The sequence below is a fragment of the Pseudarthrobacter sp. TE3704 genome (assembly GCF_056279405.1).
Genome location: NZ_JBWCCJ010000003.1, coordinates 281,117 through 306,030 on the forward strand (window position 1 = coordinate 281,117; position 24,914 = coordinate 306,030).

Below are 24,914 nucleotides of genomic sequence, written 5' to 3' on the forward strand. Positions count from 1 at the left end.
CAGCGTTATCCGGCGGCGCGTCCGCCCAGGCGGGTGGTCACCTGGGCCGCGGCAGCAACGCAGGCCTCGCCCAGGCTCTCCAGCCGCTCGCGTGAGACCCGGAAGCGCGGCGCGGGGACCAGCACCACGGCCACCACATCGCCGCGGTGGTCGTGGACGGGGGCGGCAACACCTACCTCGTCCATGGAGGACTCGCCGTAGTTCTCGGCCCATCCCCGGCCCGCGACCTCCTGCAGCCTCGCCTCATAGGCGGCGAGGCCGGCGTCGTCCATTCCCGGGTAGGTGATGGTTCCGCTGCGGAGCAGTTCGCGGACGCGTTCGGCGGGCAGGGTGGACAGGAAGACCTGGACGGAGGCGCTCATCGCGTCCCGGTAGCGGGCGCCCAGGGGCGTGGTGTGCTTGATCTGGTGGTGGCTGGCGATCTGCTCCACGCAGATGGCTTCGTCGCCGTTCCACAGCATGAGGGCGCTGGTTTCCCCCGTCTGCTCGGTGAGCCGGCGGAGTACCGGGTAGGCAACGCGCCGTTCCTCCATCTCGGCCAGCAGGGGCCCGGCGACGGCGATCAACCCCAGGCCCAGGCGGAACCGGCGGGTCTCGGGGTCCCGCTCCACCAGGTTTTCCTGCTCAAAGGTCGCAAGGATCCGGGAGACGGAGCTCTTGTGCATGCCCACGCGGTTGGCGATCTCGGTGACGCCCAGCAGCGGCTCGTCCGCGGTAAAGGTGCGCAGGACGGCGATGGCGTTGACGACGACGGAGGCGCCTTTGGTGTCCGCGCTTCCGTTGGTGCCGCTGCCGTTCGCCGCCGGGGCATCGGTGTCCGTGTTCTTTGCTGCTGATGGGGTCATGGTAGCCATCATCTTTCCTTATCTTCGGCGGAGACGCCGAAAGCGGCGCCACGTTGACCGCGGCGCCGCTTCGGGTTGTGGCGCCTACGCGCCGATGATGTTGTGTTCCGGGCCGAACGGGAACTTGGTGATGTTCTCCACCGTGTCCTCGCCGATGACCAGGATGTCGTGTTCGCGGTAGCCGCCGGCACCGGGCAGTCCGTCCATGACCGTGATCATCGGTTCCATGGAGACCACCATGCCGGGCTCGAGGACGGTGTCGATATCCTCACGGAGCTCGAGTCCGGCTTCGCGTCCGTAGTAGTGGCTGAGGACGCCGAAGGAGTGGCCGTAGCCGAAGGTGCGGTTGGCGAGGAGGCCGTGGCTGACGTAAATCTCGTTGAGCTCGGCGGCGATGTCCTTGCACACGGCGCCGGGCTTGATGAGTTCCAGGCCCCGCTTGTGGACCTCGACGTTGATGTTCCACAGTTCCAGCGAGCGCTCGTCCGGCTGGCCCAGGAAGAGGGTGCGTTCCAGGGCCGTGTAGTAGCCGGAGGTCATCGGGAAGCAGTTCAGGGAGAGGATGTCGCCCTGCTGGAGCTTGCGTGTGGTGGCCCAGTTGTGGGCGCCGTCGGTGTTGATGCCGGACTGGAACCACACCCAGGTGTCACGGACTTCCCGGTCCGGGAAGGTCCTGGCAATCTCGTGCACCATCGCCTCGGTGCCGGCAAGCGCCACCTCGTACTCGGTGATTCCCTCGCGGATCGCGGCGCGGATGGCTTCGCCGCCAAGGTCGCCGATGCGGGCGCCGTGCTTGATGACCTCGATTTCCTCGGCGGACTTGATCATGCGCTGGCGCATGGCGTCCTGGGAGACATCAAGGAGTTCGGCGCCCGGGAAGGCTGCGGCAATCTTCTCGCGGGTCAGGCCCGGAAGGAAGTCGTCCTCGACGCCGAGGCGGCTGGCCTTGACGCCGCGCTGGCGCAGGGCCTCCTGGAGTCCGAAGTAGAAGTTGTCACGGCGCCAGTCGGTGTACACGATGTTCTCGCCGTAGGACGTGCGCCACGGCATGCCGGCATCGATGTTGGCGGTGACCGTCACCGAATCATTGGCGGTAACCACCAGGGCGTAGTTGCGGCCGAACGTGGTGTACAGGAAGTCGGAGTAGTACTTGATGCCGTGGTAGCTGGTCAGGATGACCGCGTCCAGGTTCTTGGCGGCCATGATCTGGCGGAGGCCGCCCAGGCGGCGCTCGAACTCTGCGTCGGAGAACGTGAGCTTGCCCTTGGACCCGTTGTGGAGGACCTTGAGGCGCTCGAGTTCGGCGATGGAGGAGATGTTCTCGGCGGTGGTGGTCATGGGTGATGCCTTTCTGTCTGAGTTTCTTAAGGTGTTGCTGGTTGTGGAAGGAAGCTATTCGTGGCGCAGGGGCTCTTTGCAGGTTTCCCTGGAGAGGGCCACGGCCATGAGGGAGACGACGGCGGCAGCGACGAGGTACCAGGCCGGAGCCAGGTCGCTGGCTGTGGCCGCGATGAGGAGCGTTGCCATGAACGGGGCGGTGCCGCCGAACAGGGCGTTGGACAGGTTGAAGCTGACGGCGAAGCCGCTGTAGCGGACCCGGGTGGGGAACATTTCCGCCAGGAAGCTCGGCAGGGTGCCGTCGTTCAGGGTGAGCATGGCGCCCAGGAGGATCTGGACCAGGACGATGACCAGGAAGTTCCCGGTTCCCAGGAGTGCAAAGGCGGGGACGGTCAGGAGGATGAAGGCTACCGATGCGCTGATGAGCACCTTCTTGCGGCCGTAGCGGTCCGAGAGCATGCCGGTGAGGAAGATGAAGCCGATGTAGGTGACCAGCGCGATGGTGGTGGCCAGGAATGATTCGGTTTCGCCCAGGCCCAGCTCCGAGGACAGGTAGGTGGGCATGTAGCTGAGGATCACGTAGAAGCCGACGGCGTTGAGCAGCACGGCCCCGACGGCCTGGAGCAGCTGGCGCCAGTGGTTCCGGAAGAGGCTGGAGACAGGTGCCTTGTCCTTCTGGTCTTCGGCCGCAAGTTCGCGGAACACGGGAGTGTCTTCCAGCTTGGTCCGGAGGTACCGTCCGATGAGGCCCATCGGGGCCGCCAGCAGGAACGGCAGGCGCCAGCCCCAGCTGTGCATTGCGTCAGTAGACAGGAGTGTTGTCAGCAGGCCGGCCATCAGCGAGCCGAGGAGCAGGCCGGCCGCGGTGCTGGCCGGAACCACGGCGGCATACAGGCCGCGCCTGTTTGCAGGGGCGTATTCCACCAGGAAGGCGGACGCTCCGGCGTATTCACCAGACGCGGAGAAGCCCTGGACAACCCTGATCATCAGGAGCAGGATGGGCGCCCAGATACCGATGGTGTCGTAGCCCGGGATCAGGGCGATGCAGAAGGTTGCTCCGGACATGATCAGGATGGACAGGGAGAGGGCTGTCCGCCGGCCCACCTTGTCGCCAATGTGGCCCCAGACGAACCCGCCCAGAGGCCGGACCAGGAACGAAATCGCGAAAAGGGCGAAGGTCAGCAGTAGGCCGGTCTGGGGATCTGATTCAGGGAAGAAGACCGTGGCGATGGTGACGGCCAGGTAGCCGTAGACGGCGTAGTCAAACCACTCCACGAAGTTTCCGATAAAGCTGGCCGCGATCACGCGGCGCCGGACGTCCTTGCTCGGTCCGTCGACGCTGACGGCACCAGTTGGATCAGTCACGCCGGAGCCTGAGGCATGTACGGCGGCTGCACCCGAAGCAGGACCGTTGGCGTCATCGGCAATGACTCCTGACCCGGGTGCGTTCGATTCGTTGATCATGTGTCCACCAATGAAAGTTGGAGTTGCATTTGTTGCAACACTGTTGCTTCAAGGTAGGCCGTGATCCACCCCACAGTCAAGAGGTTTCTCTAAAGTGATATGGAGCTTGCTTCGCTCAGCAGATCAAGCAGCGGGATGGACTACCGGGTGGTCCAGGCGCCGATGCGTTGCTACTCCTGCAACACTGTATTGGAATGCGCCGCTGTTGGCCTATGCTGCAAGTACATGCTGCCGGCGTCGTCGTCCGCTGCCGCCGTCAACGCCTCATGGGCTTGTTCGCGGGTCCGGACCTTGAAGGTTCGGATCCGCGAACAAGCCCATGAACCTACAGGACCGCAGCCATGGCATTCGGCCTCACAAGTTCGCGGCTTCTTCCTCCGCCAGCCTGATCATGCGAAGTTCGTCCTCCACCGCACGGGCAGGCCAATAGTCTTTGGCCAGCTCATCTGCCCAGACCCTGTCCGCTTCGGGGAAGCGTTTCCCGAGCATGCCAGCCGCCTCGAGCAGGGCAATCAGGGCCAAAGTCCTGCGGTCCGGCCCCTTGGCGCCAGGCCTGGCAGGGCCGGGCGTTCCGGTGGTGGACATCCCGGAATCAGTCATCATTTCATCGCCGGACCCGGGGCCAACAGCGGGCGAATCAGGCACGTGGAGCTCAGCCGGCGCATCGGTCAGTACCGCCTGGAGCCTCTTCATCAGCGCCACTTTAGGAGCATGGTCCTTCTCCGGGTACCGCACGGTGCGGAACAGGCCCAGATGCTTTTCGCCGGCATGTTCCACAATGCCCAGGGATGCCATCCCCTCATGGACCCGCTGCACCAGGGAGCGGCTCTCCAGAATGGAAACCCACCGCCGCGGCGTGTGCGGCCTCGACTTATGCCGGATGAGCTCCAACTCCCGCTGGAACTCAGTCGAGGGGGTGGCGCCGGTAGCCCTGACATGCTTCCCCTGCAGCTCGATCGCGCCGAGCATGTCCAGCTCACCCAGCACTGCCCCTGCCAAGGTGGTCCTCAGTGCGAACACCGGCACTTCAGGCTTGCCGTCCCTGTCGTTCGTGGCCAGCAGCAGGAAAGCACGGGGAAGGCTCAGGTCCACAGGTGCAGGTGTTTCGGCGTTCATACCACCATAGTGCTCCCGCTCGCCAGCCACCACAATACGCGCCTGAATGGCCGTCAAGAACAGCCTTGACCACCCAAGACAAGCGCGGGCCAGAGAAAGGGGGATTGCTGAGAAACCGCTTTCTGGGTAGTGTCCTTGTCAGCGCTCACAATGCCGGCGTCATAGTGGACTCCGAGCCGGGCGCAGTTCATTCCAATGACGGAAGAGAGAACATGCGAAAACGCAGTACCCGCTTACCCATGTCCGCAGCCCTTGCCGTGGCAGGAGCACTGGCCATGTCGGCTCCTGCGGGAGCGGCTCCGAGCCCGGTATCCGACCCCACCGCCCAGATTGCCCAGACCCCCCTGGAGCGCCAGGTTCTTGCCGCAGGGAACGGCTGGGCGTCCGAGGGAACAGGAACCACGGGTGGTTCAGCGGCAGACGATGCCCACGTTTACGACGTCTCCACCAAAGCCGAGCTGCTGGCTGCCTTCGCTGAAGCCGGCACCCAGCCCAAGATTGTCCGGGTCCATGGAACCATCAACGCCAACACCGCCGCGGACGGTTTAGCGCTGACCTGCGAAAACTACGCTGAGGGCACCGGCTACAGCCTCGAGCAGTACCTTCAGGACTTCGACCCAGCAACCTACGGCCGCAGCCAGGAACCCGCCGGTCCGCAGGAAAGCGCCAGGCGCCTCGCCGCCGCAAACCAGGCGACGACCATCCGGTGGGACATCCCCAGCAACACCACCATCGTGGGTGCCACGCCGGAGAGCAGCATCAGCGGCGCCGCCCTCCGCGTCAACGGTGCCACCAACGTGATCGTCCGCAACCTCACGGTGCGGGACGCTGCCGACTGCTTCCCCGCCTGGGACCCCACCGACGGCGCCGAGGGCAACTGGAACAGCGAGTACGACCTGCTGCAGGTCATCAACAAAGCCACCCACGTCTGGATCGACCACTCCGAATTCACGGACGCCCCCAATCTGGACAGCTCGCAGCCAGAGTACTTCGGCCGCCCGTACCAGGTGCACGACGGCGCCGTGGACGTCACCAACGGCTCGGACCTGGTGACCATGTCCTTCAACCGGTTCTCCGACCATGACAAGCTGCTCCTGGTCGGCTCCACTGACAACACCAACCGCGGGGACCCCGGCAAGCTGCGCGTCACCATCCACCACAACGTCTTCGAAAACATCGGCCAGCGCGCCCCGCGCGTCCGGTTCGGCCAGGTGGACGTGTACAACAACCACTTCAAGGTGAATGAAGACAGCACCGTCCCCTTCGAATACGCCCTGGGCGCCGGATTCGACTCCCACCTCTACGCCGAGGCGAACGCTTTCACGCTTCCGGCCGGAACCGACGCCGCGGACATCATCCGGCGCTTCAAGGGAACCGCGATCACCACCATCGCGAACGCCGTCAACGGCAAGATCACCGACCTGCGTGCCGAGTACAACACTGCTGCCGCACCTGCGGACCAGCTGGCAGCGGACACGTCCTGGACGCCCACACTTCGCACCCAGGTCCACCCGGCCCAGGCGGTGCCGGCACTGCTCCAGAACTCCACCGGCCCCATCTTCACCGCCGGAGGGGACCTCTGATGGCCGCCATCCTGCCGAGCCGCCGCAGCGTCCTGGCCACCCTGGCACTCACCGCAGGCACCATGGCACTCGCGGGAACGGGCATAGCCAGCGCCTTTCCCCAGGCAGACCCGGACCCCACGAAACCCCGCACCAAGCCGGTCATTTTTGTCGTCGGGGACTCGACGTCGTCGGCCTACCAGCAGTCGGAACGGCCCCGCGCCGGCTGGGGACAGGCAATGCCGCTCCTGCTGGGGCCGCAGGCCACCGTCTTTGACTACGCCTGGTCCGGCGCCTCCTCCAAGAGCTATTCCGACGCCGGGCTGCTGGACCGGGTACTGGCCCTGATGCAGCCGGGCGACTACCTGCTGATCTCCTTCGGCCACAACGACGAGAAAGTCACGGACCCCAACCGGGGAACGCTGCCGGACTCCACGTTCAAGGAGTACCTGGGCCGGTACATCGACGGCGCCAAAGCCCGTGGCGGCAAGCCCGTCCTGGTGACCTCCGTGGAACGCCGCCGCTTCGATTCCTTCGGGAACGCCCAGGATTCCCACGGTGCGTATCAGCAGGCCGTGCGGGACCTCGCCGCAGCGTCCGGCACTCCCCTGGTGGACCTGACGGCGTCGTCCAAGGCACTGTGGCAGCAGCTGGGTCCGGAAGGGACCAAGCAGCACTTCCTGCACCTGGCTCCCGGCGAGCACCCGCAGTATCCCCAGGGTTCAGAGGACAACACCCACTTCCAGGCCACCGGTGCGTTGGCGGTGGCCCGCCTCGTGGCCCAAGAGCTGCAGTCCAAGGCGATCGTCCCGCCGGGCTACTTCCTGAACATCGACGCCAACACCGATCCCCGGCTCGGAATGTACTGGCCCGCCGAGCGGCCCATCGACGTCCCGGTAACGCTCGACGTCGGACCGGGCAGGACGTTCGCGACCGTACAGTCCGCCGTCGATTCCGTCCCTCCGGGCAGCCTCCAGCGGACGATCATCAGGATCCAGCCGGGGGTTTACCGGGAAGCGGTGCGGGTTCCGGCGGACAAACCCCGGATCTCCTTCATCGGCCAGGGCGCACGGCCGGAGGACGTGGTGATCGTCTACAACAACGCGTCCGGCACGCCCAAGCCGGACGGCAGCGGGAACTTCGGCACCTCCGGCAGCGCGTCCGTGCGGATTGACGGGCCGGACTTCGTGGCGCGGAACCTGACGATCAGCAACGATTTCGACGAAGCGGCCAACCTGGGCATGAAGGACCGCCAGGCCGTCGCGCTGCACATCACGGCGGACCGCTCGGTGCTGTCCAACGTCAGGATGCTGGGCAACCAGGACACTCTGCTGGTCAACTCACCAGCGGCGGGCGTCCAGGCCCGTTTCTACTTCGAAGGCTGCTATGTGGAAGGGGACGTTGACTTCATCTTTGGCCGCGGAACGGCTGTTTTCAGCGGCTGCGAGATCAAGTCCCTGGACCGGGGCTCCAGCACGAACAACGGGTACGTGACCGCCGGCAGCCTGGACCTGTCCATCAGGTACGGCTACCTCTTTGACCAGTGCCGGCTGGTCTCGGACACGGCGGCCAACACTGTCCACCTGGGCAGGCCGTGGCACCCGAGCGGCGACCCGAAAGCCGTTGCCCAGGTCCTGGTCAGGGATTCCTGGCTCGGCGCGCACATCTCCGGCATGCCGTGGACGGACATGAGCGGGTTCTCCTGGCGCGAGGCGCGGTTCCACGAGTACAACAACCGCGGCCCCGGCGCCCAGGTGACCCCCGACCGTCCGCAGTTGCCCGGGGCTGAGGCGGGCAACTACACGGTCAGGACCTACCTCCAGGGAACGGACGGCTGGGCACCGCAGCTGGCCGGCACAACGGCGGACAGCAGCGTGGTGCCCTCGGCGGTGGCCGCTTAGCTACTCGAGCACAGCGATGGGTGGGCGTACGACGGCGGGAGGCACCCGCCGTCGTACGCTTCCTTGTGTGGCTGCCGCCTTACGAGGCCCGCGTGAAGGTGCCCAGCCCGGTCCGGTCGTAGAAGTCCAGCGTGACGCTTGGCGAGGGGCCGCCGCCTGCCCCTGCGAACAGTGCTCCGGCCAGGCCGTTGGCGTTCTCACCGATGGTTTCGAAGCTGAACGTGTCGCCGTCGAAGTGCGTGAGCGGAAAGGTGGTGGGACTGCCGGCGGGCCCCATTCTCATGGCCAGTTTTCCGCCCTGGTCAAGTACCTCAAGCGGGCCGTAGTAGGGGTTGTCATAGGTGCCCGTGTAGGCGCTGTTAGGCCCGGCAGGCGAGGGGTTGGGCGGAAGCTTGGTGTAGCCGACCTCAGGTTTGTCGGACTCATCGATCCGCCTGAATGCATCGGCGGTGAAGGTCAGCCAGTCGACTGTGGGTGATCCGTGCTGTGCCGCATCCAGGAAACCGGCGCAGATTGCTTCCGGAATCCCCTGCGGGCGCCCGTTGGTCAGGGCCACGATGGCCAGTTGTTCGCCGGGAAGCATCGAGACTGCGGTGGCTGCGCCCAGGTTGAAAGCGCCGGAGTGCCCCAGCTGGACGCGCCCCTGGTCATCGTAGGAGACGTTCCAGCCCAGTCCGTAGAAACGGGACCGGGCTGCCGGCGCCTGCGCCGGCCCGGAGACCGCGTGGGGAACGCGGGTTGTCTGGAGGGCGGCCGGATCGATGACAGGCTGGCCCTCGTAGCTGCCGTTTCCGAGCTGCAGCCGGAGCCACTGGGCCAGGTCCCGCACCGACGAACTCGCACCCCCGGCCGGAGCCTCGGAATCGGCGATACGGCGGTACTTTGCCGCCCACTCCTTGTTCCCGAGCGGAACATGGATTGTGGCTCTGTTGGTGGCGCGCTCATAGTCCGCGTAACGGTAGCTGCTGGCGGACATGCCCAGCTTCCGGAACAGGACCTCGTCGGCCAGGTCCTCCCAGGTCATGTTCATCGCATCGGCTGCCGCCTGGCCTGCTTCGGTGAAGCCAAAATTGCTGTAGTTGTAACTGGCGCGGAACGTGTCCAGGGGCTCCTGGTTGAGGTGGCTGAGGATGTAGGCCCGGTCGAATCCGAGGTCCTCCAGCAGGTCACCCGAGCCCGTTTTGAGCCCGCTCTGGTGCGACATCAGGTCAGCGAAGGTTGCGTTCCGGGTGACGTATTCATCCTTGAGCGCGAAGCTTTTGTTGTGTTGGATGACGGGGTCCGTCCAAGTGATCACCTGCTGTCCCACTATCCCTGCCACCACGGTGGACGCCAGGGGCTTGGACACGGAAGCCACCTGGAACACGGTGTCAGGAGTGATCTCCCCGGGCCTGCCGACTTCCCGGACCCCGAAGCCTTTGGAGTACAGGACCTCGTCCCGGTACACGACGGCCACGGCCATGCCCGGGAGCCCGGTACTCCCCATGGCGTCCTGGATCAATCCCTCGAGCTTGGCCAGCGTTATCGACTTTCGCCCGGTCCAGCAGCGGCTCGACCTGTTGAGGCGGGGCCGGGAGCAGAGCTGCCGGCCCCGATGACGCTGCAAGCTGCGCCGATGCGCCCGTACAGGCGGACAGAAGGGGCAAGCCGGCAACACCGGCCGCCCCCATTCCGGCCGCTTTCAGCAGCGTACGTCGGTTCGGGGAGACGGAGCCGTTATCCATGGTGAATCCTTGATCCTAGGGCGGTGAGCGCTTCCAGTAGGCGGCCCCAGCCTTCCCGACAGCCTCTATAGTGAACCCCGCACCGCACGCAGGCAATGGCTTCTGCGGAAGTTGGGTAGGCCCCGGCGGTGGCGATGCTGTGCCCGCTGACCAGCAGGCATAAGCTGATAGGTACAGCTCCCTTCCAGACCCCGGGAGGTCATCGTGGACGCTGAAACCGCCACAGTGGTGGGTCATGATGTCACCACCATCACCTGTGTCTGCGGCAACACGGTCAGCCAGGATGGCTTGATCCAGGCCAACTCGCAGGGCGTCCCAGTACATGCAGGAGGAGATCTGCCAGTCCCTCCGGAGTTGGCGGCATGGCCCGCGGATGAGGACCTCTACACCCTCTGCCCCAAATGCGGCCGCGTGTACCGCGACGCGGTCATCGAAGAGACAGGCACGGCGCCCGTAGCCTTCCGCGTGGACGTCGCCGCCGGACCCATCGCCGAGGCCATCCGCGTCCACTGGAACCTCAGCGCGTGAACGATAGCGACAGTTAGTTCCCGCCGTCGTACGTCCCCGTTGGTGCCAACGAACCTGGCCAAGTAGTGGGCCTCCGCGTTGTAGGTAATTAATACTCGTGCGCCCGGCCGCGGTCTCCTTGTAGCGTCGAAGTACGTTTTGTGGCGCCCTAGCTTGAGATTCGGGGGCTCCGGGGACCGCTGGTTCCCACCCCCCTGATCGCGAGGAGGGAATGTGAATTGTCAGGTTCCTGGAGGGACGCATGACTTCTAAGCAACGGCACAGGGAACCTTGGCGCGTCGAGAAGATGGTGCTGCTGGTGGTGGCGGCCCTTCTCACGGTGGAGATGCTTGATGGCTTCGCCGTCGTTCCCCCCACGCTGCCCGCCGTGGATGCAACCGTCACCATCGATCTGGACACAACACTCAACGAGTTCGCGGGCACCCGGGTCCTTGGCGCCGGCGTGGACGGCCTGGAGGAAGGGGAGATCGACAAGGTCTGGACCCCCGCCAACGTCCAGGCGATGAAGACGGCCGGCTTCGGACCGATCAGCTACCGGCTCCGCACCGAACTCGGCGTCAAGGCCTGGCACTGGAATCCGCGCGGGACCTGGAGCGACCCCGCTGCGGAGCAAGGGTACTGGGTCTCATCGGATGAACCCAAGGAAGATTACCGGGCGTCCCAGGGATACCGCCTTCCCCGCCGCGGAAACACCATCGACCAGGGAAAGAACGACGGCTACTCCCGGCTCTCCGACGGAGACCTCTCCACGTTCTGGAAGAGCAACCCGTACCTGGACTCGCACTTCACCGGAGAACCGGACGACCTGAACCCGCAGTGGATCATGGCCGTCTTTCCCCACGCTTTTCCGATCGACACCGTGATGTTCGACTGGGGTACGCCGTTCGCCACCGGGTTTAAAGTGCAGTACTGGTCCGGCAAGGACGCCCACTTTCCGGTTGATGACGGGAAATGGGTCGACTTTCCGCTAAGCACCCACACGGGAACCGGTGGTTCCCAGTCCGTACGGATCGCGCCCCAACCCATGGATGTGCAGTATCTGCGCATCGTGCTGACCCAGGATTCGGACACGGCTCCGGAAGGTTCCACCGATGTCCGCGACAAGCTCGGATTCGCCGTGCGCGAGCTCTCCATCGGGCAGGAGACGGCCGACGGGTTTGTCGATTACATAGCCCATTCGCCCTCGCAGGAACAGACGGAGATGTGGACGTCCTCCACCGACCCGTGGCACAGTGCGGGCGACATCGACAAACACTACGAGCACGCCAGCTTCGAGCGGCTCTTCGACAGCGGCATCACCAACGGCCAGCCGATGATGGTTCCGGTTCCCGCATTGTACGGCGTACCGGAGGACACCGCGGCCCTGCTGCGCTACCTGAAGAAGCGCGGCTACCCGGTGGAACGCATTGAGATCGGTGAGGAACCGGATGGCCAGCTCGCCCAGCCCGAACATTACGCGGCGCTGTACCTGCAGATGGCGCGGGCGATGAAAGAGGTTGATCCCGCCGTCGAGTTCGGAGGCCCGGGCTACCAGACCACCTTGCCGGAGTGGGTGCACTGGCCCGATGCGAAGGGCGTGAGGTCCTGGACCGGCCGCTTCGTGTCCTATCTGCGGGACCGCAACAAGATGGAGGACTTCGACTTCTTCTCTTTCGAGTGGTATCCGTTCGACGATGTATGCGCTGATCCGACTGCACCGCTGGCCGAACACCCCAAGCTCCTCAAGGACCTCCTCGTCCGCCAGGAGCAGGCCGGCCTTCCGGCTGACATTCCCAAGGTGATCACCGAGTACGGGTACTCCTCCTTCGCCGGCCAGGTGGAACTGGAATTGCCCGGAGCCATGATCAACGCCGAAACCGCCGCGCTCTTCCTGGCCCTGGGCGGGGAAACCAGCTACTACTACGGGCTGGAACCGAACTGGGTTTTCCAGGAAAAGGAAGGCAAGAACTGCAACTCGTGGGGAAACCTGATGATGCTGCAGTTCTACGATGAGTGGAAAATTCGGCCCCTGGCCGCGTTCCAGGCTGCCCGGCTGGTGAACGAGCACTGGGTGCATGGAAGCGACGGCAACCACACCGTCCACACCGCCACCAGCGACATCAACAACCAGAAGGGCGAGCCGCTGGTCACCGCCTACGCGCTGCGCCGGCCCGACGGCAGCCTTGGTGTGCTCCTGTTCAACAAGGACCCGCAAAAATCGATCAAAGTCCGGCTGATGCACAAAACCGGCGGCGAGCACGACGTGGTTGAGGGGGAGATCGCCCTCGAGCAGTACGGGGCCGAACAGTACAAGTGGAACCCGAGCCAGGGTGAAGGGAACGGCGGACAACCCAAACCCAACCAGCCGCCTGATTCAAGTGTCATCAAGGCCGATGAGGCAGCCACCTTCACCCTGCCGCCGCACAGCATCTCCGTGGCAGTGACGGAGCCCTGACCCGCCTCCTGACGGACAACGAGGGAAGGGGACGTACGACGGCGGGACGCTTCCCGTCGTCGTACGTTTCCCTTTGTCAGGCGTCGGCGAAGGCGAGGCTGCTGGACAGGTCGCGGTGTGCGTTCGCCTGTTCCCCCAGCTTTTTGGCCCGCGCCTCGAAGGTTTCCACAGCGTCGGCGCCGGCTGCGAACCGCAGCGGCGGCTCGTCCAGCCCGGCCAGCTGGATCAGGGCATCGGCGAGCCTGGCCGGGTCTCCCCACTGCTGGCCGTCCATGCTCTTCCAGGCTTTGACCGTCTGCTCCGTGCGCTCGGCGTAGTCCTCAATGGTGGCGTCGGCGTAGCTGGTGGACTCCGGGGTCAGCAGCTCGGTGCGGAAGAAGCCGGGCTCCACGATCATGGACCGGATGCCGAACGGGGCTACTTCCGGGGCGAGTGACTCGGCCCAGCCCTCAACGCCGAACTTCGAGGCGGCGTACGCGGTGAGGAATTCACCGCCCGCGATGCCGGCTGTGGAGGAGACGGTGACCAGCAGGCCAGAACGCTGGGCCCGCAGGACCGGCAGGGCGGCGCGGGTGACGTTGATGGGGCCGAACATGGTGGTTTCGATCTGGGTCCGGAAGTCCTGCGGGGTGATTTCCTCGAAGAACCCGGCGTAGAAGTTGCCGGCGTTGTTCACCAGGACATCGATCCGGCCGAACCGGTCGACTGCTGCCTGGACGGCGGCGGTCGCGTCGGCGGGGTTCGTGACGTCGAGCTTCACGGTCAGGAGGTCCTCATGGCCACCGACGGCCTGGGTGACCTTCTCGGGGTTGCGGCCGGTGGCCACCACCGCGTGCCCGGCGGCCAGGGCAGCTTTGGCGATGTCGGTCCCGAGTCCGCGGCCGGCGCCGGTGATGAACCAGACTTTTTGGCCGGTCCGGTTGGCGTTCTGTTCTGTGGTTAGGGTCTGTTCAGTCATGTGGTTCTGTCTTTCTGGAGTTGCGTGTTTCTGCCTGCACGTGGGGGCGGGCGGGGACGGTGGTTCCGCCGGCAGGATCGCCGGCGGTGGCTGTTTCAGTGGCTGCAGCGGACGGCGCTGACGCCCAGCTGGCGAGGAAGGCCAGCGCGTTAGCGGAGGCGGAGCCGGGCTGGGCGGTGAAGGCGAACAGGGTCTGGCCTTCGTCACCGGGGAGGTGCAGCGTCTCGAACTGCAGGGACATGTCCCCGGCCACGGCATGGTGGAAGCGCTTGGTTCCGGTGGTGTGGATCCGCACGTCGTGCCCGGCCCAGAGCGCGGCGAACAAGCCGCTGCGTGTGGTCAGCTCCCCCACCAGCTCGTTCAGCGCCCGGTCGTAGGGATTGCGGCCCGACTCCGAGCGCAGCATCGCAACCGTGGTGGCCGCCACCGCATTCCAGTCGGGGTACAGGTCGCCCGCGCCCGGGTCCAGGAAGAGGTAGCGCGCCTGGTTCGGCAGCCTGCCAGAAAGGTCCGGCCCGTACGACACATCAGAGTTGAACACGTCCGCATACAGTGCCCTGCCCAGGAGGTTCGCGGCGAGCACGTCCGAGCGGCCGTTCTGCAGCATCGCTGCCGCACCGGTCACCCCTTCCAGCAGGCGCAGAACCCCGAGGCGGACCCGCTGCTGCGGCCGACGCGGCATCCGGCGTGACGGCGCGTTCGCCGTCCTTGCCAGGTCCATCAGATGTGCCCGTTCGGCCTCGTCCAGCTGAAGGGCGGACGCCACGGCTTCGAGGACCGAGTCGGAGACGCCGCGGAGGCTGCCGCGTTCCAGCCGCGTGTAGTAATCGGTACTCACCCCGGCCAGCTGCGCCACCTCCTCACGCCGCAGGCCCGGCACGCGGCGCAGCTCCCCGTAGCTGGGGATGCCGGCCTGCTCCGGGCTGACCTTCGCGCGGCGGGAGATCAGGAACTCGCGGATGTCGTCTTTTCTGTCCACATCCATCACGCTACGCAGCTTGGCCGGCCGGTGGCAGTGTCCACCAGACACCCCCAGATATGGAGGGGCAAAAGCCACCAGGAGAAGGCACGCCGACGATGCCGGAAGGGGGCAAGTGGCTTCAGCAGCGGGCAGCGTCTAGCGTGAGTTCCATGGCGTCCGATGCTTCAGCTAACTCCAGCGGCAACCCGCTCCTTGTCCTGGGCAAGATCACCTCGATCCTCGATGCGTTCTCGCTCGCGAGGCCGGTTCTGTCTTTGAGTGATATCCGCGAGCACACGGGACTGCCCACGTCCACCGTCCAGCGGCTGGTCACTAACCTGACGTCGCAGGGATTCCTTGACCGGGAGGAAGATGCCTACCGCATCGGGATGCGGATGGCGTATTGGGCCGCGCCGGCAACCCGCGGAATGGAAGTTGTGGACATATTGAGCCCGCTGCTCAAGACCCTGCGCGATACTACGGGCGAAACGACGTGTTTCTTCAAAACCGAACAGCATTACCGGGTCTGCGTAGCAATGGCGGAAACCCGGCATGCCCTTCGCCGCGAGATGCACCTGGGCAAGGTGGCGCCGCTTCACGCTGGCTCTGCGGGGCGCGTTTTGCTGGCTTGGGATCCGGAGCTGATGGACGCAGTCCTCCGCGATCCCCTGACACAGATCACCGAATCGACCATCACCACCTCGGAGGAGCTGGCTGTTGCCGTCAAGCAGACCCGACGGGATGGGTTCGCGATTACGGTGGGCGAGCGTGAAGACGGGGCCTCGGGTCTTTCGGCCCCGGTCTTTGACTCCGCGGCGGGTTTGGTTGGCGCTGTGACGATCAGCGGACCAACGCTTCGGATGCCGCTTGAGACCTGCGAAGCCTGGGTGGAGCCTTTGCTCAGCACAGCGGAGCACATGACACGGCTGATCGGCGGCCGTTTTCCTGGCGAGTCGTAAGACCCGCCAGGAAGCCAGGGGAGCTAGCGCGCCGCGACAGCCTTTCCCGCCATGTGCATCGCAGCGGCATCTGTGGCGATGTGGATTTTGGTGAAGTTCTGGGCGTAGTTTCCCAGGTCCTCGGCTACGGAGCCCACAACGGCGATCAGGGGAATTTGTCGGCCGGATTTCCGCACGCGTTCCAGGATCGCGGAGATAATTTTTCCTTCTCCCGTCTGCGAATCCAGCCGCCCCTCCCCTACCACTACGGCCGCGGCCGTTTCCAGGTATTTATCAAAGCCGGCAGCGTCCAGGACGGCATCCGCGCCGGACACGAGTTCCGCGCCAAAGTAGGCCCATAACCCGCCGGACAGGCCGCCTGCCGCACCGGTCCGCGGTACGCCCGCCGGATTGCGGGGATAGGACGCCGCCAGCTGCTCCAGCCGTTCTTCCAGCAGTATTACCGTGGCTGGGTCTGCGCCCTTCTGGGGTCCGAAGACGCGGGCGGCGTCCAGGAAGCTTGTGGTGACATCGGACAGGACGGTGATGCGGGCCCCCTGAAGACCGCCCCTTTCGGAGATGGCATGTACGGCTCCGGCCCCGCCGTCGGTGGTGGCAGAACCGCCTGCTGCCACCAGGATGTGGGCGGCGCCGCGGCTGACAGCGGCCGCAATAAGCAGCCCGGTCCCGTATGTGCTGGCTGACATGGCGTCAGCCGGGGTGTTCCGGGCGGCCGTAAGGCCACTCGCCTGCGCTACCTCGACGACGGCGGTCCCGTCGGCAGCCAGCCCCAGGACGGCCCGGAGCGGCTCACCCCAGGAATCAACGACGTCGACAGTCACCGGCGAGGCCCCCAGGCTGCGGCAAAGGGTTTCGAAGGTTCCCTCACCGCCGTCGGCCACAGGCAGTTCGACGGCCCGCAGTCCTCCGTCCTCGATGCCTGCGGCAATGGCAGCGGCGACCTCAGCGGCGGAATAGGTCCCCTTGAAACTGTCCGGGGCAACTAGAATCGTCATGCCGGGACGAGCTGGTTGACCGGGTGGAGCGGCAGGCGGCCCTCGGCTATGGCAATGGCGTTGAGTGCGCTCAGCCTTGCCATTTCGCTTCGGACCTGCACTGTGGCACTGCCGATGTGCGGCAGCAGCAGCGTGTTGGGCAGCTCCGCCAGCCCGGCCGCGAGTTTCGGCTCGTCCTCGAACACGTCCAGCCCGGCACCGGCAATGGTCCCGGCGCGGAGCGCCTCCACCAGGGCGGCCTCATCCACCACCGGCCCGCGGGCGGTGTTGATGAGGATGGAGTCCGGCTTCATCGCCGCCAGCACCTCGGCGTCCACCAGATGCCGGGTCTGGTCATTCAGCGGAACGTGGAGGGACAGGAAGTCGCTCTGCTCTACGAGTTCAGCCCAGGGAACCTGCCGCACTTTCCCGGCGAACTCCCCCAGTTCCTCATCGCCAACGGGACGGTCGCCCGGCGGCCGCGGTGAGAAGATGACGTCCATTCCAAACCCAAGTGCGCGGCGGGCGGTGGCACGGGCGATCCGGCCGAACCCGGCAAGGCCGAGTACGGCGCCGGAGACATCCCTGCCGAGCAGGAGCTCCGGTTCCCAGCCGAGGAATTTGCCGTCGCGGACCAGCCGGTCAGCTTCTATCACGCGCCGGGCGGTGCCGAGGATGAGCAGCATGGCGATGTCCGCCGTCGCGTCGGTCAGGACACCTGGAGTGTTGCCCACCAGGATTCCCTGACGGGTGGCGGCGTCGACGTCAATGTTGTTGTAGCCGACGGCGTAATTGGAGATGCCCTTGACCTGGGCGTCAGCGAGGAGCGATGCGTCGATGACGTCGCGCAGCTGGGTTAGGACGACGTCGAAATCCCCCGAAGCGAGTAGTTTCACCAGGGTTCGGTAATGAGGTGGTTCGGGCAGGACCGTGACCTGACCGGCGTCGGACAGCAGTTGCAGCCCAGGTTCCGGGATGGCAGTGGTGACCAGGAAATGGTTGCCCATCGTCACTTCCGTCCAGTGGTGCAGTCAGGGGTTGCGGAGTCTGCGGGAAGTACCCAGTCGAAGGCTTCGGCCCGGGACCGGGCGCCCTGTGCAGCTTTCGAGCGGTTCGGTTCACCCAGTTCGGCGAGCAGCTTCTCGGACAGGACCACGAGGTCCGCAAAGCCTTCCGTGGTGAGCCATTCGGGACGGGTGGCGAAGAGGATGTCTTCACTGGAGGTGTTGCCGCTGGCTCCGGGGGCGAAGGGGCAGCCGCCCAGTCCGCCGAGTGCGCCGTCAACCATTGCGGCGCCGGCCTGTATGGCGGCGAGAGTGTTGGCTACTCCCAGGCCCCAGGTGTCGTGGCCGTGGTAGACGATCCGCCGGGCGGGAGACTCATTCTGCACCCGTGCGATCAGTCCGGAGACCTGGGCAGGGATGGCTTGGCCCAGGGTGTCGCAGAGGACGATGTCTGTGGTGCCCTCGGCCCTCGGATCATTTGCGATGGAAAGGATGCGTTCCTCCGGAACGTACCCTTCGAAGGGGCAGGTGAACGACGTTGCGATGCAGAGCTGGATCTGCCCGTCAACCGCTTTGGTGTACTCGATGGCTTGGGGCAGGGCGGCGAGGCTTTCCTCCGTGGTGCGGCCAATGTTCGCCTTGTTGTGCGAATCCGACGCGGACAGGCAGTACTGGAAATTCCGGGCTCCGGCGGCTGAAGCTTTGGCCACATGGCCGGGGGTTGCTACCCAGATCCAGCACTTTTCCAATTCCTCAGGGGTCAGGGCTTGCACGACCTCGAGCGTGTTCGCCATGGTGGGAACGAGGTCCGCACGGGCCATGGAGCCCAGCTCGATGGCCGGCACACCGAGCCGGAGCAGCTCCCGGACCGTTTCGACTTTCCGCTCGGTGGAGAGAAGCTTGCCGGTGAGCTGGAGCCCGTCGCGCAGGGTCACGTCCCGCAGGATGGTGTTTCCCAGAGTTGCGGCGAGGTCGCTGTGGTTATGGTTCATGGCTGGAGTGCCTCCTCGCGGCCGGAGGCCGCACTGATCTTGGCGGGGTCCATGTTGAGGAGCCCGCTGAGGATTTCTTCGGTGTTTTCGCCCAAGTCCGGTCCCAGGTTCCGGATGGGAAGGGACTGGTCGCCGATCACTGGGACGATGCCGGGGAAGCCCACGCCGGGCAGGATCTCTTCGCCGGTGGAGACATCGAACTTTTGAATCATGTTGCGGGCTTCGTACTGGCTGTCGGTGCTGATGTCCGCGGCCGTGTAGATGGGACCGGCCGGAACGCCGGCGGCGTCCAGGGCTGCCAGGGCATCGGCGGCGGGCAGCTTCGCCGTCCAGTTTCCGATGGCCTGGTCCAGTTCCTCACGCCGCTCCCAACGGCCGGCGTTGGTTTGCAGGGCCGGGTCGGCTGCAAGGTCGGGCCGGCCGATGGTGTCCATGTACCGCTGGTAGATCGAGTCTCCGTTGCCGGCCACCACGATGCTGGCGCCGTCCTTGCAGACGTAGGCGTTGGAGGGTGCGATCCCTTCCATCCGGCCGCCGACCCGCTGGCGGTCCACGCCGTAGGCCTGGTAGTCGGGAATCAGGGATTCCATCATGGAGAACATGGCCTCGTTCAGGGCGACGTCGATGATCCGCTCGGTGAGCGGTGCGGCACCGGCCGAGTCCCGCCGTCGTGCTTCCCTTTGGTAGAGGCTCATCATGGACCCGAAGGCGGCGTAGAGACCCGCGATCGAGTCTCCAATGGAGACGCCCACCCGAACGGGTGCGCGGTCCGGGTCGCCCACGAGGTTACGGAACCCGCCATAGGCTTCGGCGACGGCGGCAAAACCGGGCCGCTCGGAAAGGGGGCCCGTCTGCCCAAAAGCGGAGATGCGGGTGATGATGAGATCCGGGTTCGCCTGGTTGAGGACCTCGGGTCCGAGGCCCCACCGTTCCAGCGTGCCGGGCCTGAAGTTTTCCAGCAGGATGTCCGACTTGGCGGCGAGCGCGAGGACTGCCTGTTTGCCGGCCTCGGTCCGGAGGTCCAGCACTACCGACTTCTTGTTGCGGTTGATGGTCCGGTACAGCATGGAGGTATCGCCCTTGTGGAGGCGCCAGTTGCGCAGCTCGTCGCCGGTGCCGGGGCGTTCAACCTTGATGACTTCGGCGCCGAAGTCGGCGAGCAGCCGGCCCGCGGTTGGTGCAGCAATGTAGTTGCCGAGCTCGAGGACGCGTACCCCCTCCAGGGGCGCGATGTGTGTCGGTTTCATGGGGTTCTTCTTTCGTTGGCGCGTGTCTTGGCGGGGGTAACGGGCCGGTCAGAACAGCAGGCTCATGGGCAGGATCAGGAGAATCGCGACGACGGAGGCCACCGAGACGCCGACGGTCACGGATTTCAGTGCGCCCCGCACGCTTTGGCCCAGCAGTGACTGCAGGAGCCAGAAGGTGTTGCTGGTGACGTGAACCATAAACAGGGAGCCGGCGCCGGCGGCCAATGCCAGGAGCACGGGGTCCAGCCCGATGGCCGGAGCGATTGGTGCCAGCAGTCCGGCCGCGGTGATGGCAGAAAGGGTGACGGAACCGACGGCGATGTGGAGTACGGCGGCGATGGCCCAGACCACCAGGAGCGGGGCAACCGTGCTGGCGGAGAAGAACCCGCCCAGGATGTCGCCGAGACCTGCGGCGGCGACGGTTGCGGCGAGGGATCCGCCCACTCCGGTGAGGATCAGGATCTGACCGCTTTCCTTGAAGCCAATGGTGATCGCTTCTTCAACACGGGACTGGCCGATGGCGGAGCGGGTGACGAGGCAGGTGCCAATCAGGCCGATGAGCAGGGCAATGACAGGTTCGCCGAGCAGCTGGAGCCAGGGCAGCTCGATTTCGAGGATCTGCAGGATGGCGCCCGCCCCGATCAGGAGCAGTGACGTCAGAAGCGGGGCGAAGAGGAGCAGCAGGGGGAATTCCTTTTTGCCCCGCTTGGCCAGTGCGACGGTGCTGGGCTGCAGGTCCGCAGCTTCCTTGCCCGAGTTCCGCTGTGGAGTCTGGGTGGAGTGGCCTACGGCTGTGGCATCCTCCTCGTCGTCTTCGCCTTCACGGTCTTCCTCTGCCACGAAAGTGTGGTCTTCATCCTTCTCTTCGTTCCAGAAGCCGCGGCGGAAGAGGAACGTCATGATGGCAATGGAGATGATGATGGTGGGGACCACCAGCAGGAGGCCGAACAGCAGCATTTTGCCTAGGGGCACGTTCAGGAGGCCTGCCAGGGCGAGGGATGCGACGCCGGGAACCATGAAGACAATGCCGCATTCGAGGGCGATGGCCATGGCGGTCGCCATCCGGGCCGTGCCCAGCTTGCCGATCTTCGGCGCCAGCTTGCGGGCCAAGGGTGCGGAGATGACGAGCAGGACGTCCAGGAAAATCGATTGCAGGACAGTTCCGATGGCCAGGCCCATAGTGTAGGGCAGTCGTTTGGGGCCGAAAGTGCTCAGCAACAATTCCACCAGCCGGCGGATGGCTCCGCTCTGATTGAGGATGGAGCCCATCAGCACGCCGAAGGCTATCAGCAGGCCCACTTCCACCATGATTTCACCGAACCCGGAGGTGATGGTTTCGACGGTCTTTTCGACGCCGAGGCCAACAGCGAGGCCCAGGTAGACCGAGCCGATGACCAAGGCGATGACAGGGTTGACTCTAAAACGGACGATCAGCACGACGGCGGCAAGGACTGCCACGGCCGTATTGATAAGGATGGCTATGTCTGACATGAGGGGGAATCCGATCGTTGGGCCTTCCACATCGAAGGCTTGGGAACAGATGGGCATCGTGAGGAGGGCCACATCGCTAAACCCATATTATGGGATGCAGCTCATAATGCAAGATATTTCTTTAGTTGCTGCGTATTGGGCCGCTGGCGAAGAGAGTGTTAAGCAGGAAACGGCCGACGACGGGAGGTTCCCGCCGTCGGCCGTTTTTCCTTTGGTGCCTAGGAGCTGAAGGGGACTTTTTCCCAGCTCAGGACCTCGGCGCCGTCGGCGCTGTTGCCGGCCACCGTGAACCGGACGTAGTTGGTGGCGTTGGCCGAGCCGTCCACGGTGATGCGCTGCAGGTCGTCCGCGGCGGGCTGGCCGTAGATGTCCAGCCAGGGCGACCCCTCAGCCAGGGGCTGGTTCTCGGCGAAGACGTGGCTGTCGCCGTTGATGAGGTAGACCGGGCGGTCAAAGCCGTTGGTCTCCGAAATGATGGCCTGAACGATCTCGCGGAACCCGGACACCAGGTCAGGGTTGGCCGTGGCAGAGGCGAGCAGCGACGGGTCGAACATGTCGGCCTGCGTCATCAGCACCACGGCGCGGTCGTTGCGGCGCTCGGCGTCTTCGAACGTTTCGCGGATCTGGTCCAGGACGGCGTCGGTCCGGTGCTCAACTTCGGCCAACTGCTCGGGCGTGGCCGTGGTTTCGCCAAGGCCGCTCCACGGCAGGAGCGAGTTGTTGCCGCCCTGGATGTTCAGCACGGAGAAGGCCACCCGGTTCTGAGTGAAGCGGACGTTTTCCGGCAGCCCGAGGCTTTCCTGGGTCTTGACCGGCATGGTGGCGCCCAAGGTCTTGCCAGGTTCATTGAAGAACACTTCACGCAGCTTATCCAGCCGTTCCAGCGGGTTGTAGGCGCCGTTGTTGGTGCGGTGGCAGTCCACCCATTCGTTGTCGCCCGGGGTGAAGACCAGCGGGTGCTCGAAGGTGTCGAACTGGGTGCGGATGTTGGCGAAGTACTCGTCGGAGCAGACGGAGGAGCCGTTCTTGATGTCGCCCACGTGGGTGACGAACTTCAGCGCACTGTCGGCATTGATGTCCTGGATGCGGGCGGGGAATTTCGCGATTTCGGCCTCGCCGTAGGGGATGTCGCCGATGACGCCGAAGGTAAAGGCGTCGCTGGTGCTGTCAGCGGCCATGGCCGGCTGGGACGCAAGGAGGCCAAGCGCCAGGATGGCTGCCGCCGTCGTGGTTTTGATGGTCTTGGAAGGCATGGAACTCGTTCCTGTTTCTCTGGGCTTAGGACGCGTGGGCGGTGAGGAACTGCTGCAGTCCGGCGAGGTCGTCGGTGTTGATGTGGTCCACCCCGGCGTCGGCAAGCTCGGTCCACAACGCGTCACGGGCTGCGCCGGGCTGGTCAGGGGTGGCCCAGAAGCGGACGCGGTAGCCGTTGGCGTGGGCCTCGGTAACGTAGGCGTGCAGCTTGGTGCGCTCAGCCTCGGGCATGGGTCCGACGCCCTGCCACGTGAAGAGCCTGGTCCAGTTGTCGCTGACCAGCGGCATCAGTTCGGCGGGCTTGCCGGAGGTGAGGTCGGCGGAGCGGCCGTCGTAGAAGCTGAACCGCTTCTCCTGTGCCTGCATGGTGGCCAGCGGGCGGTTGCCGCTGATGACGGCGGTGACCGGGCCGGTCTTGGTGGTGCCGTTGGTGTAGCGGCTCATGATGTCGCGGTGCTCGGCCAGTTCCTGCTCGATGGCGGCGTAGGTGGCCTCGCCTTCGCTCTTGATGTCGATCAGGAGCTGCAGGCTGCCGTCCCAGTGTGGGTAGACGCTGTGGCCCTGCTGGCTCCGGACCAGGTCCTGCAGCGGGTCAAGGTAGAGGCTTTCGAGGGTGACGCCGGGCTGGACGTCCTCCAGGTCGTGGGCCACCAGCAGCTCGCCGTCCACCAGCCACACGTCCGCTTCGACACTGGTGAAGCCGTGCTCCAGCGCGTCGAACAGGGGGCGGTCATGCTCATAGTCGTTGTGCGCATGTGCCTGGGCCAGCGGCTGGCCGACGACGACGGGAGCGGGCTTGGTTGCCTCGGCCTGGGCCGGTGCTGCGGCCGTCCCCGCCAGGGAGGCGAGGACGGCAACGGCGGCAAGGGTGCTTTTCACGAACACGGAGTACTCCTGGTACCTCGGGGATGTCCGCCCGGCTGGGGTGCGCCGGGCAGAAGGGGGGCGTGAAAAGACTGCTGGCCGCGGGAGAACGGCGGAGGACGTGTTGTTTGCCGGCGGGTGAACTGGAAGGGACCAATCCCCTGCCGCGGGGGGCCGGCATGCGAAGGCTTATCCCCGCGTTACGGCGCCCCGAGGTAGATGCTGACGGCCGTACCGCCGCCAGGGGCGGGAGAAATCTCCAGCCGTCCGCCGTGTGCGGCAGCGATCCTGGCGCACGTGGCCAGGCCCAGCCCGGTGCCGGCGGGGTCGCCTGCACGGTGCAGCCGGACCAGCGGTTCGACTACCTTGCGCCGGTCCGTGGCCGCGATCCCCTTGCCGTTGTCCTCAACCCGGACCACTGCACCGGCTCCGGCTCCCTGCCCGCTGACGGTGATGACCGGAGGAAGGCCCGGGCGCCGGTAGGCCACCGCGTTCTGGATCAGGTTCTGCAGGGCCACGCGCAGCTGGCTTTCGTCGGCGTCGAGAATAAAATCCTCACAGTGCACTACGGCGCCGGCTTCCTGCAGGCCCAGCCTCAGGTCCTCGGTGACGTCCCTGACCAGGCTTGCCAGTGACAGCCGGGATCTGGAGAGGGACCCGCCGACGGTGGAGAACGCCAGCAGCTCCTCCACCATGGACAGCATCCTCCGCGCGCTGCCGCCGACGATTTCCAGGTACTCTGCGGCCTCTTCCGGGTGGCCCGATTCTGCGTCTGTGGCACCCAGCTCGACGTAGCCCAGGATGGAGGTCAGCGGGTTGCGGAGGTCGTGGCTGACCCGGCCGGTGAATTCGGCGAGCCGCTCATTGCTGTCCCTGGCTTCATCCAGGGCGGTTGCCAGGGCACCGTGGAGTGCCGTGACCCGCCGGGCGGCCAGCAGGCGGGTGTGCAGGACGAAAGGGTCCAGCGGTTTGGCCACGTAGTCGTCCGCGCCGGCCCTCATGCCTTCGAGCACGTCCTCCTGGGCGCCGTGCGAGGTCAGCAGCATGACGTACGTATAAGTGCCTGTTTCGGCGGTCCGGATGGCCCGGCACAGATCAAACCCGTCCAGCCCGGGCATCATCAGGTCGGTGACCACCACCTGGGGGCGCCGCTCCTGGTACAGCTGCCATGCGGCGTCGCCATCCGCGGCCACAATGCACTGATGCCCGGATTTCTCTACTGCGGCTTTCGCCACGAGCAGGGACCCTTCGTCGTCGTCGGCAACCAGCACCGTCATGGCCCCGGAGTTGTCCAGCAG

The 24,914-nt window shown here is 65.6% G+C and carries 20 protein-coding genes; 5 read left to right on the plus strand and 15 right to left on the minus strand.

Features of this window, described 5'->3' with window-relative positions:
* Nucleotides 1-5: 5 nt before the first annotated feature.
* From ACZ9BC_RS09050 to ACZ9BC_RS09065, 4 genes are all read right to left on the minus strand, one after another.
* Entirely contained in the window at nucleotides 6-857 is an 852-nt protein-coding gene (locus ACZ9BC_RS09050) for an IclR family transcriptional regulator (protein ID WP_476245633.1), read from the minus strand.
* Nucleotides 858-929: 72 nt separating this feature from the next.
* Entirely contained in the window at nucleotides 930-2,183 is a 1,254-nt protein-coding gene (locus tag ACZ9BC_RS09055; protein ID WP_079595099.1) for a M24 family metallopeptidase, read from the minus strand.
* 54 nt (nucleotides 2,184-2,237) lie between these two features.
* A complete protein-coding gene (locus tag ACZ9BC_RS09060; protein WP_476245634.1) occupies nucleotides 2,238-3,647 on the minus strand; it encodes an MFS transporter in 1,410 nt (469 codons plus the stop codon).
* Nucleotides 3,648-4,001: 354 nt separating this feature from the next.
* Entirely contained in the window at nucleotides 4,002-4,763 is a 762-nt protein-coding gene (locus tag ACZ9BC_RS09065) for a GOLPH3/VPS74 family protein (protein WP_476245980.1), read from the minus strand.
* 239 nt (nucleotides 4,764-5,002) lie between these two features.
* Between ACZ9BC_RS09065 and ACZ9BC_RS09070 the strand changes: the two genes are divergently transcribed.
* On the plus strand, nucleotides 5,003-6,346 hold the full coding sequence (locus tag ACZ9BC_RS09070; protein ID WP_476245635.1) for a pectate lyase family protein: 1,344 nt from the start codon (nucleotides 5,003-5,005) through the stop codon (nucleotides 6,344-6,346).
* Nucleotides 6,346-8,226, plus strand: coding sequence for a pectinesterase family protein (locus ACZ9BC_RS09075; RefSeq protein ID WP_476245636.1), 1,881 nt, complete (start codon nucleotides 6,346-6,348; stop codon nucleotides 8,224-8,226). The genes ACZ9BC_RS09070 and ACZ9BC_RS09075 overlap by 1 nt, the downstream gene beginning before the upstream one ends.
* A gap of 79 nt (nucleotides 8,227-8,305) precedes the next feature.
* Here the strand turns inward: ACZ9BC_RS09075 and ACZ9BC_RS09080 are convergent, their stop codons facing one another.
* Nucleotides 8,306-9,712 carry a serine hydrolase gene (locus ACZ9BC_RS09080; RefSeq protein WP_476245637.1) on the minus strand — a complete coding sequence of 469 codons (1,407 nt, stop codon included), beginning with the start codon at nucleotides 9,710-9,712 and terminating at the stop codon, nucleotides 8,306-8,308.
* A 442-nt stretch (nucleotides 9,713-10,154) separates the two neighbouring features.
* On the opposite strand from ACZ9BC_RS09080, the gene ACZ9BC_RS09085 reads away from it, so the two are divergent.
* Nucleotides 10,155-10,478: a hypothetical protein gene (locus tag ACZ9BC_RS09085; protein ID WP_275730831.1), complete on the plus strand. Its 324-nt coding sequence runs from the start codon at nucleotides 10,155-10,157 to the stop codon at nucleotides 10,476-10,478.
* Nucleotides 10,479-10,719: 241 nt separating this feature from the next.
* Complete coding sequence (locus tag ACZ9BC_RS09090) at nucleotides 10,720-12,912, plus strand: discoidin domain-containing protein (RefSeq protein WP_476245638.1); 2,193 nt, start codon at nucleotides 10,720-10,722, stop codon at nucleotides 12,910-12,912.
* A 76-nt stretch (nucleotides 12,913-12,988) separates the two neighbouring features.
* On the opposite strand, the gene ACZ9BC_RS09095 is transcribed toward ACZ9BC_RS09090, so the two are convergent.
* Together ACZ9BC_RS09095 and ACZ9BC_RS09100 are read right to left on the minus strand one after the other, a co-directional pair.
* On the minus strand, nucleotides 12,989-13,870 hold the full coding sequence (locus ACZ9BC_RS09095; protein ID WP_476245639.1) for an SDR family oxidoreductase: 882 nt from the start codon (nucleotides 13,868-13,870) through the stop codon (nucleotides 12,989-12,991).
* On the minus strand, nucleotides 13,863-14,849 hold the full coding sequence (locus ACZ9BC_RS09100) for a helix-turn-helix transcriptional regulator (RefSeq protein WP_476245640.1): 987 nt from the start codon (nucleotides 14,847-14,849) through the stop codon (nucleotides 13,863-13,865). Before ACZ9BC_RS09100 ends, ACZ9BC_RS09095 begins: the two co-directional genes overlap by 8 nt.
* Before the next feature lie 152 nt (nucleotides 14,850-15,001).
* Between ACZ9BC_RS09100 and ACZ9BC_RS09105 the strand changes: the two genes are divergently transcribed.
* Complete coding sequence (locus ACZ9BC_RS09105) at nucleotides 15,002-15,790, plus strand: IclR family transcriptional regulator (protein WP_476245641.1); 789 nt, start codon at nucleotides 15,002-15,004, stop codon at nucleotides 15,788-15,790.
* A gap of 23 nt (nucleotides 15,791-15,813) precedes the next feature.
* Here the strand turns inward: ACZ9BC_RS09105 and ACZ9BC_RS09110 are convergent, their stop codons facing one another.
* From ACZ9BC_RS09110 to ACZ9BC_RS09145, 8 genes are all read right to left on the minus strand, one after another.
* Nucleotides 15,814-16,785: a glycerate kinase family protein gene (locus ACZ9BC_RS09110; RefSeq protein ID WP_476245642.1), complete on the minus strand. Its 972-nt coding sequence runs from the start codon at nucleotides 16,783-16,785 to the stop codon at nucleotides 15,814-15,816.
* Complete coding sequence (locus ACZ9BC_RS09115) at nucleotides 16,782-17,771, minus strand: 2-hydroxyacid dehydrogenase (RefSeq protein ID WP_476245643.1); 990 nt, start codon at nucleotides 17,769-17,771, stop codon at nucleotides 16,782-16,784. The genes ACZ9BC_RS09110 and ACZ9BC_RS09115 overlap by 4 nt, the downstream gene beginning before the upstream one ends.
* 2 nt (nucleotides 17,772-17,773) lie before the next feature.
* Nucleotides 17,774-18,760 carry a beta/alpha barrel domain-containing protein gene (locus ACZ9BC_RS09120; RefSeq protein WP_476245644.1) on the minus strand — a complete coding sequence of 329 codons (987 nt, stop codon included), beginning with the start codon at nucleotides 18,758-18,760 and terminating at the stop codon, nucleotides 17,774-17,776.
* On the minus strand, nucleotides 18,757-20,007 hold the full coding sequence (locus ACZ9BC_RS09125; protein ID WP_476245645.1) for a CaiB/BaiF CoA transferase family protein: 1,251 nt from the start codon (nucleotides 20,005-20,007) through the stop codon (nucleotides 18,757-18,759). Before ACZ9BC_RS09125 ends, ACZ9BC_RS09120 begins: the two co-directional genes overlap by 4 nt.
* Before the next feature lie 48 nt (nucleotides 20,008-20,055).
* The gene (locus ACZ9BC_RS09130) at nucleotides 20,056-21,498 is read right to left on the minus strand and encodes a GntP family permease (RefSeq protein ID WP_476245646.1); all 1,443 of its coding nucleotides are present in this window, start codon (nucleotides 21,496-21,498) and stop codon (nucleotides 20,056-20,058) included.
* A 218-nt stretch (nucleotides 21,499-21,716) separates the two neighbouring features.
* A complete protein-coding gene (locus ACZ9BC_RS09135; protein WP_476245647.1) occupies nucleotides 21,717-22,751 on the minus strand; it encodes a metallophosphoesterase in 1,035 nt (344 codons plus the stop codon).
* Between the two features lie 25 nt (nucleotides 22,752-22,776).
* Nucleotides 22,777-23,637, minus strand: coding sequence for a phosphatidylinositol-specific phospholipase C/glycerophosphodiester phosphodiesterase family protein (locus tag ACZ9BC_RS09140; protein WP_476245648.1), 861 nt, complete (start codon nucleotides 23,635-23,637; stop codon nucleotides 22,777-22,779).
* Nucleotides 23,638-23,816: 179 nt separating this feature from the next.
* Nucleotides 23,817-24,893, minus strand: a complete 1,077-nt coding sequence (locus ACZ9BC_RS09145; protein ID WP_476245981.1) for a response regulator — start codon at nucleotides 24,891-24,893, stop codon at nucleotides 23,817-23,819.
* Between the last annotated feature and the right edge of the window lie 21 nt (nucleotides 24,894-24,914).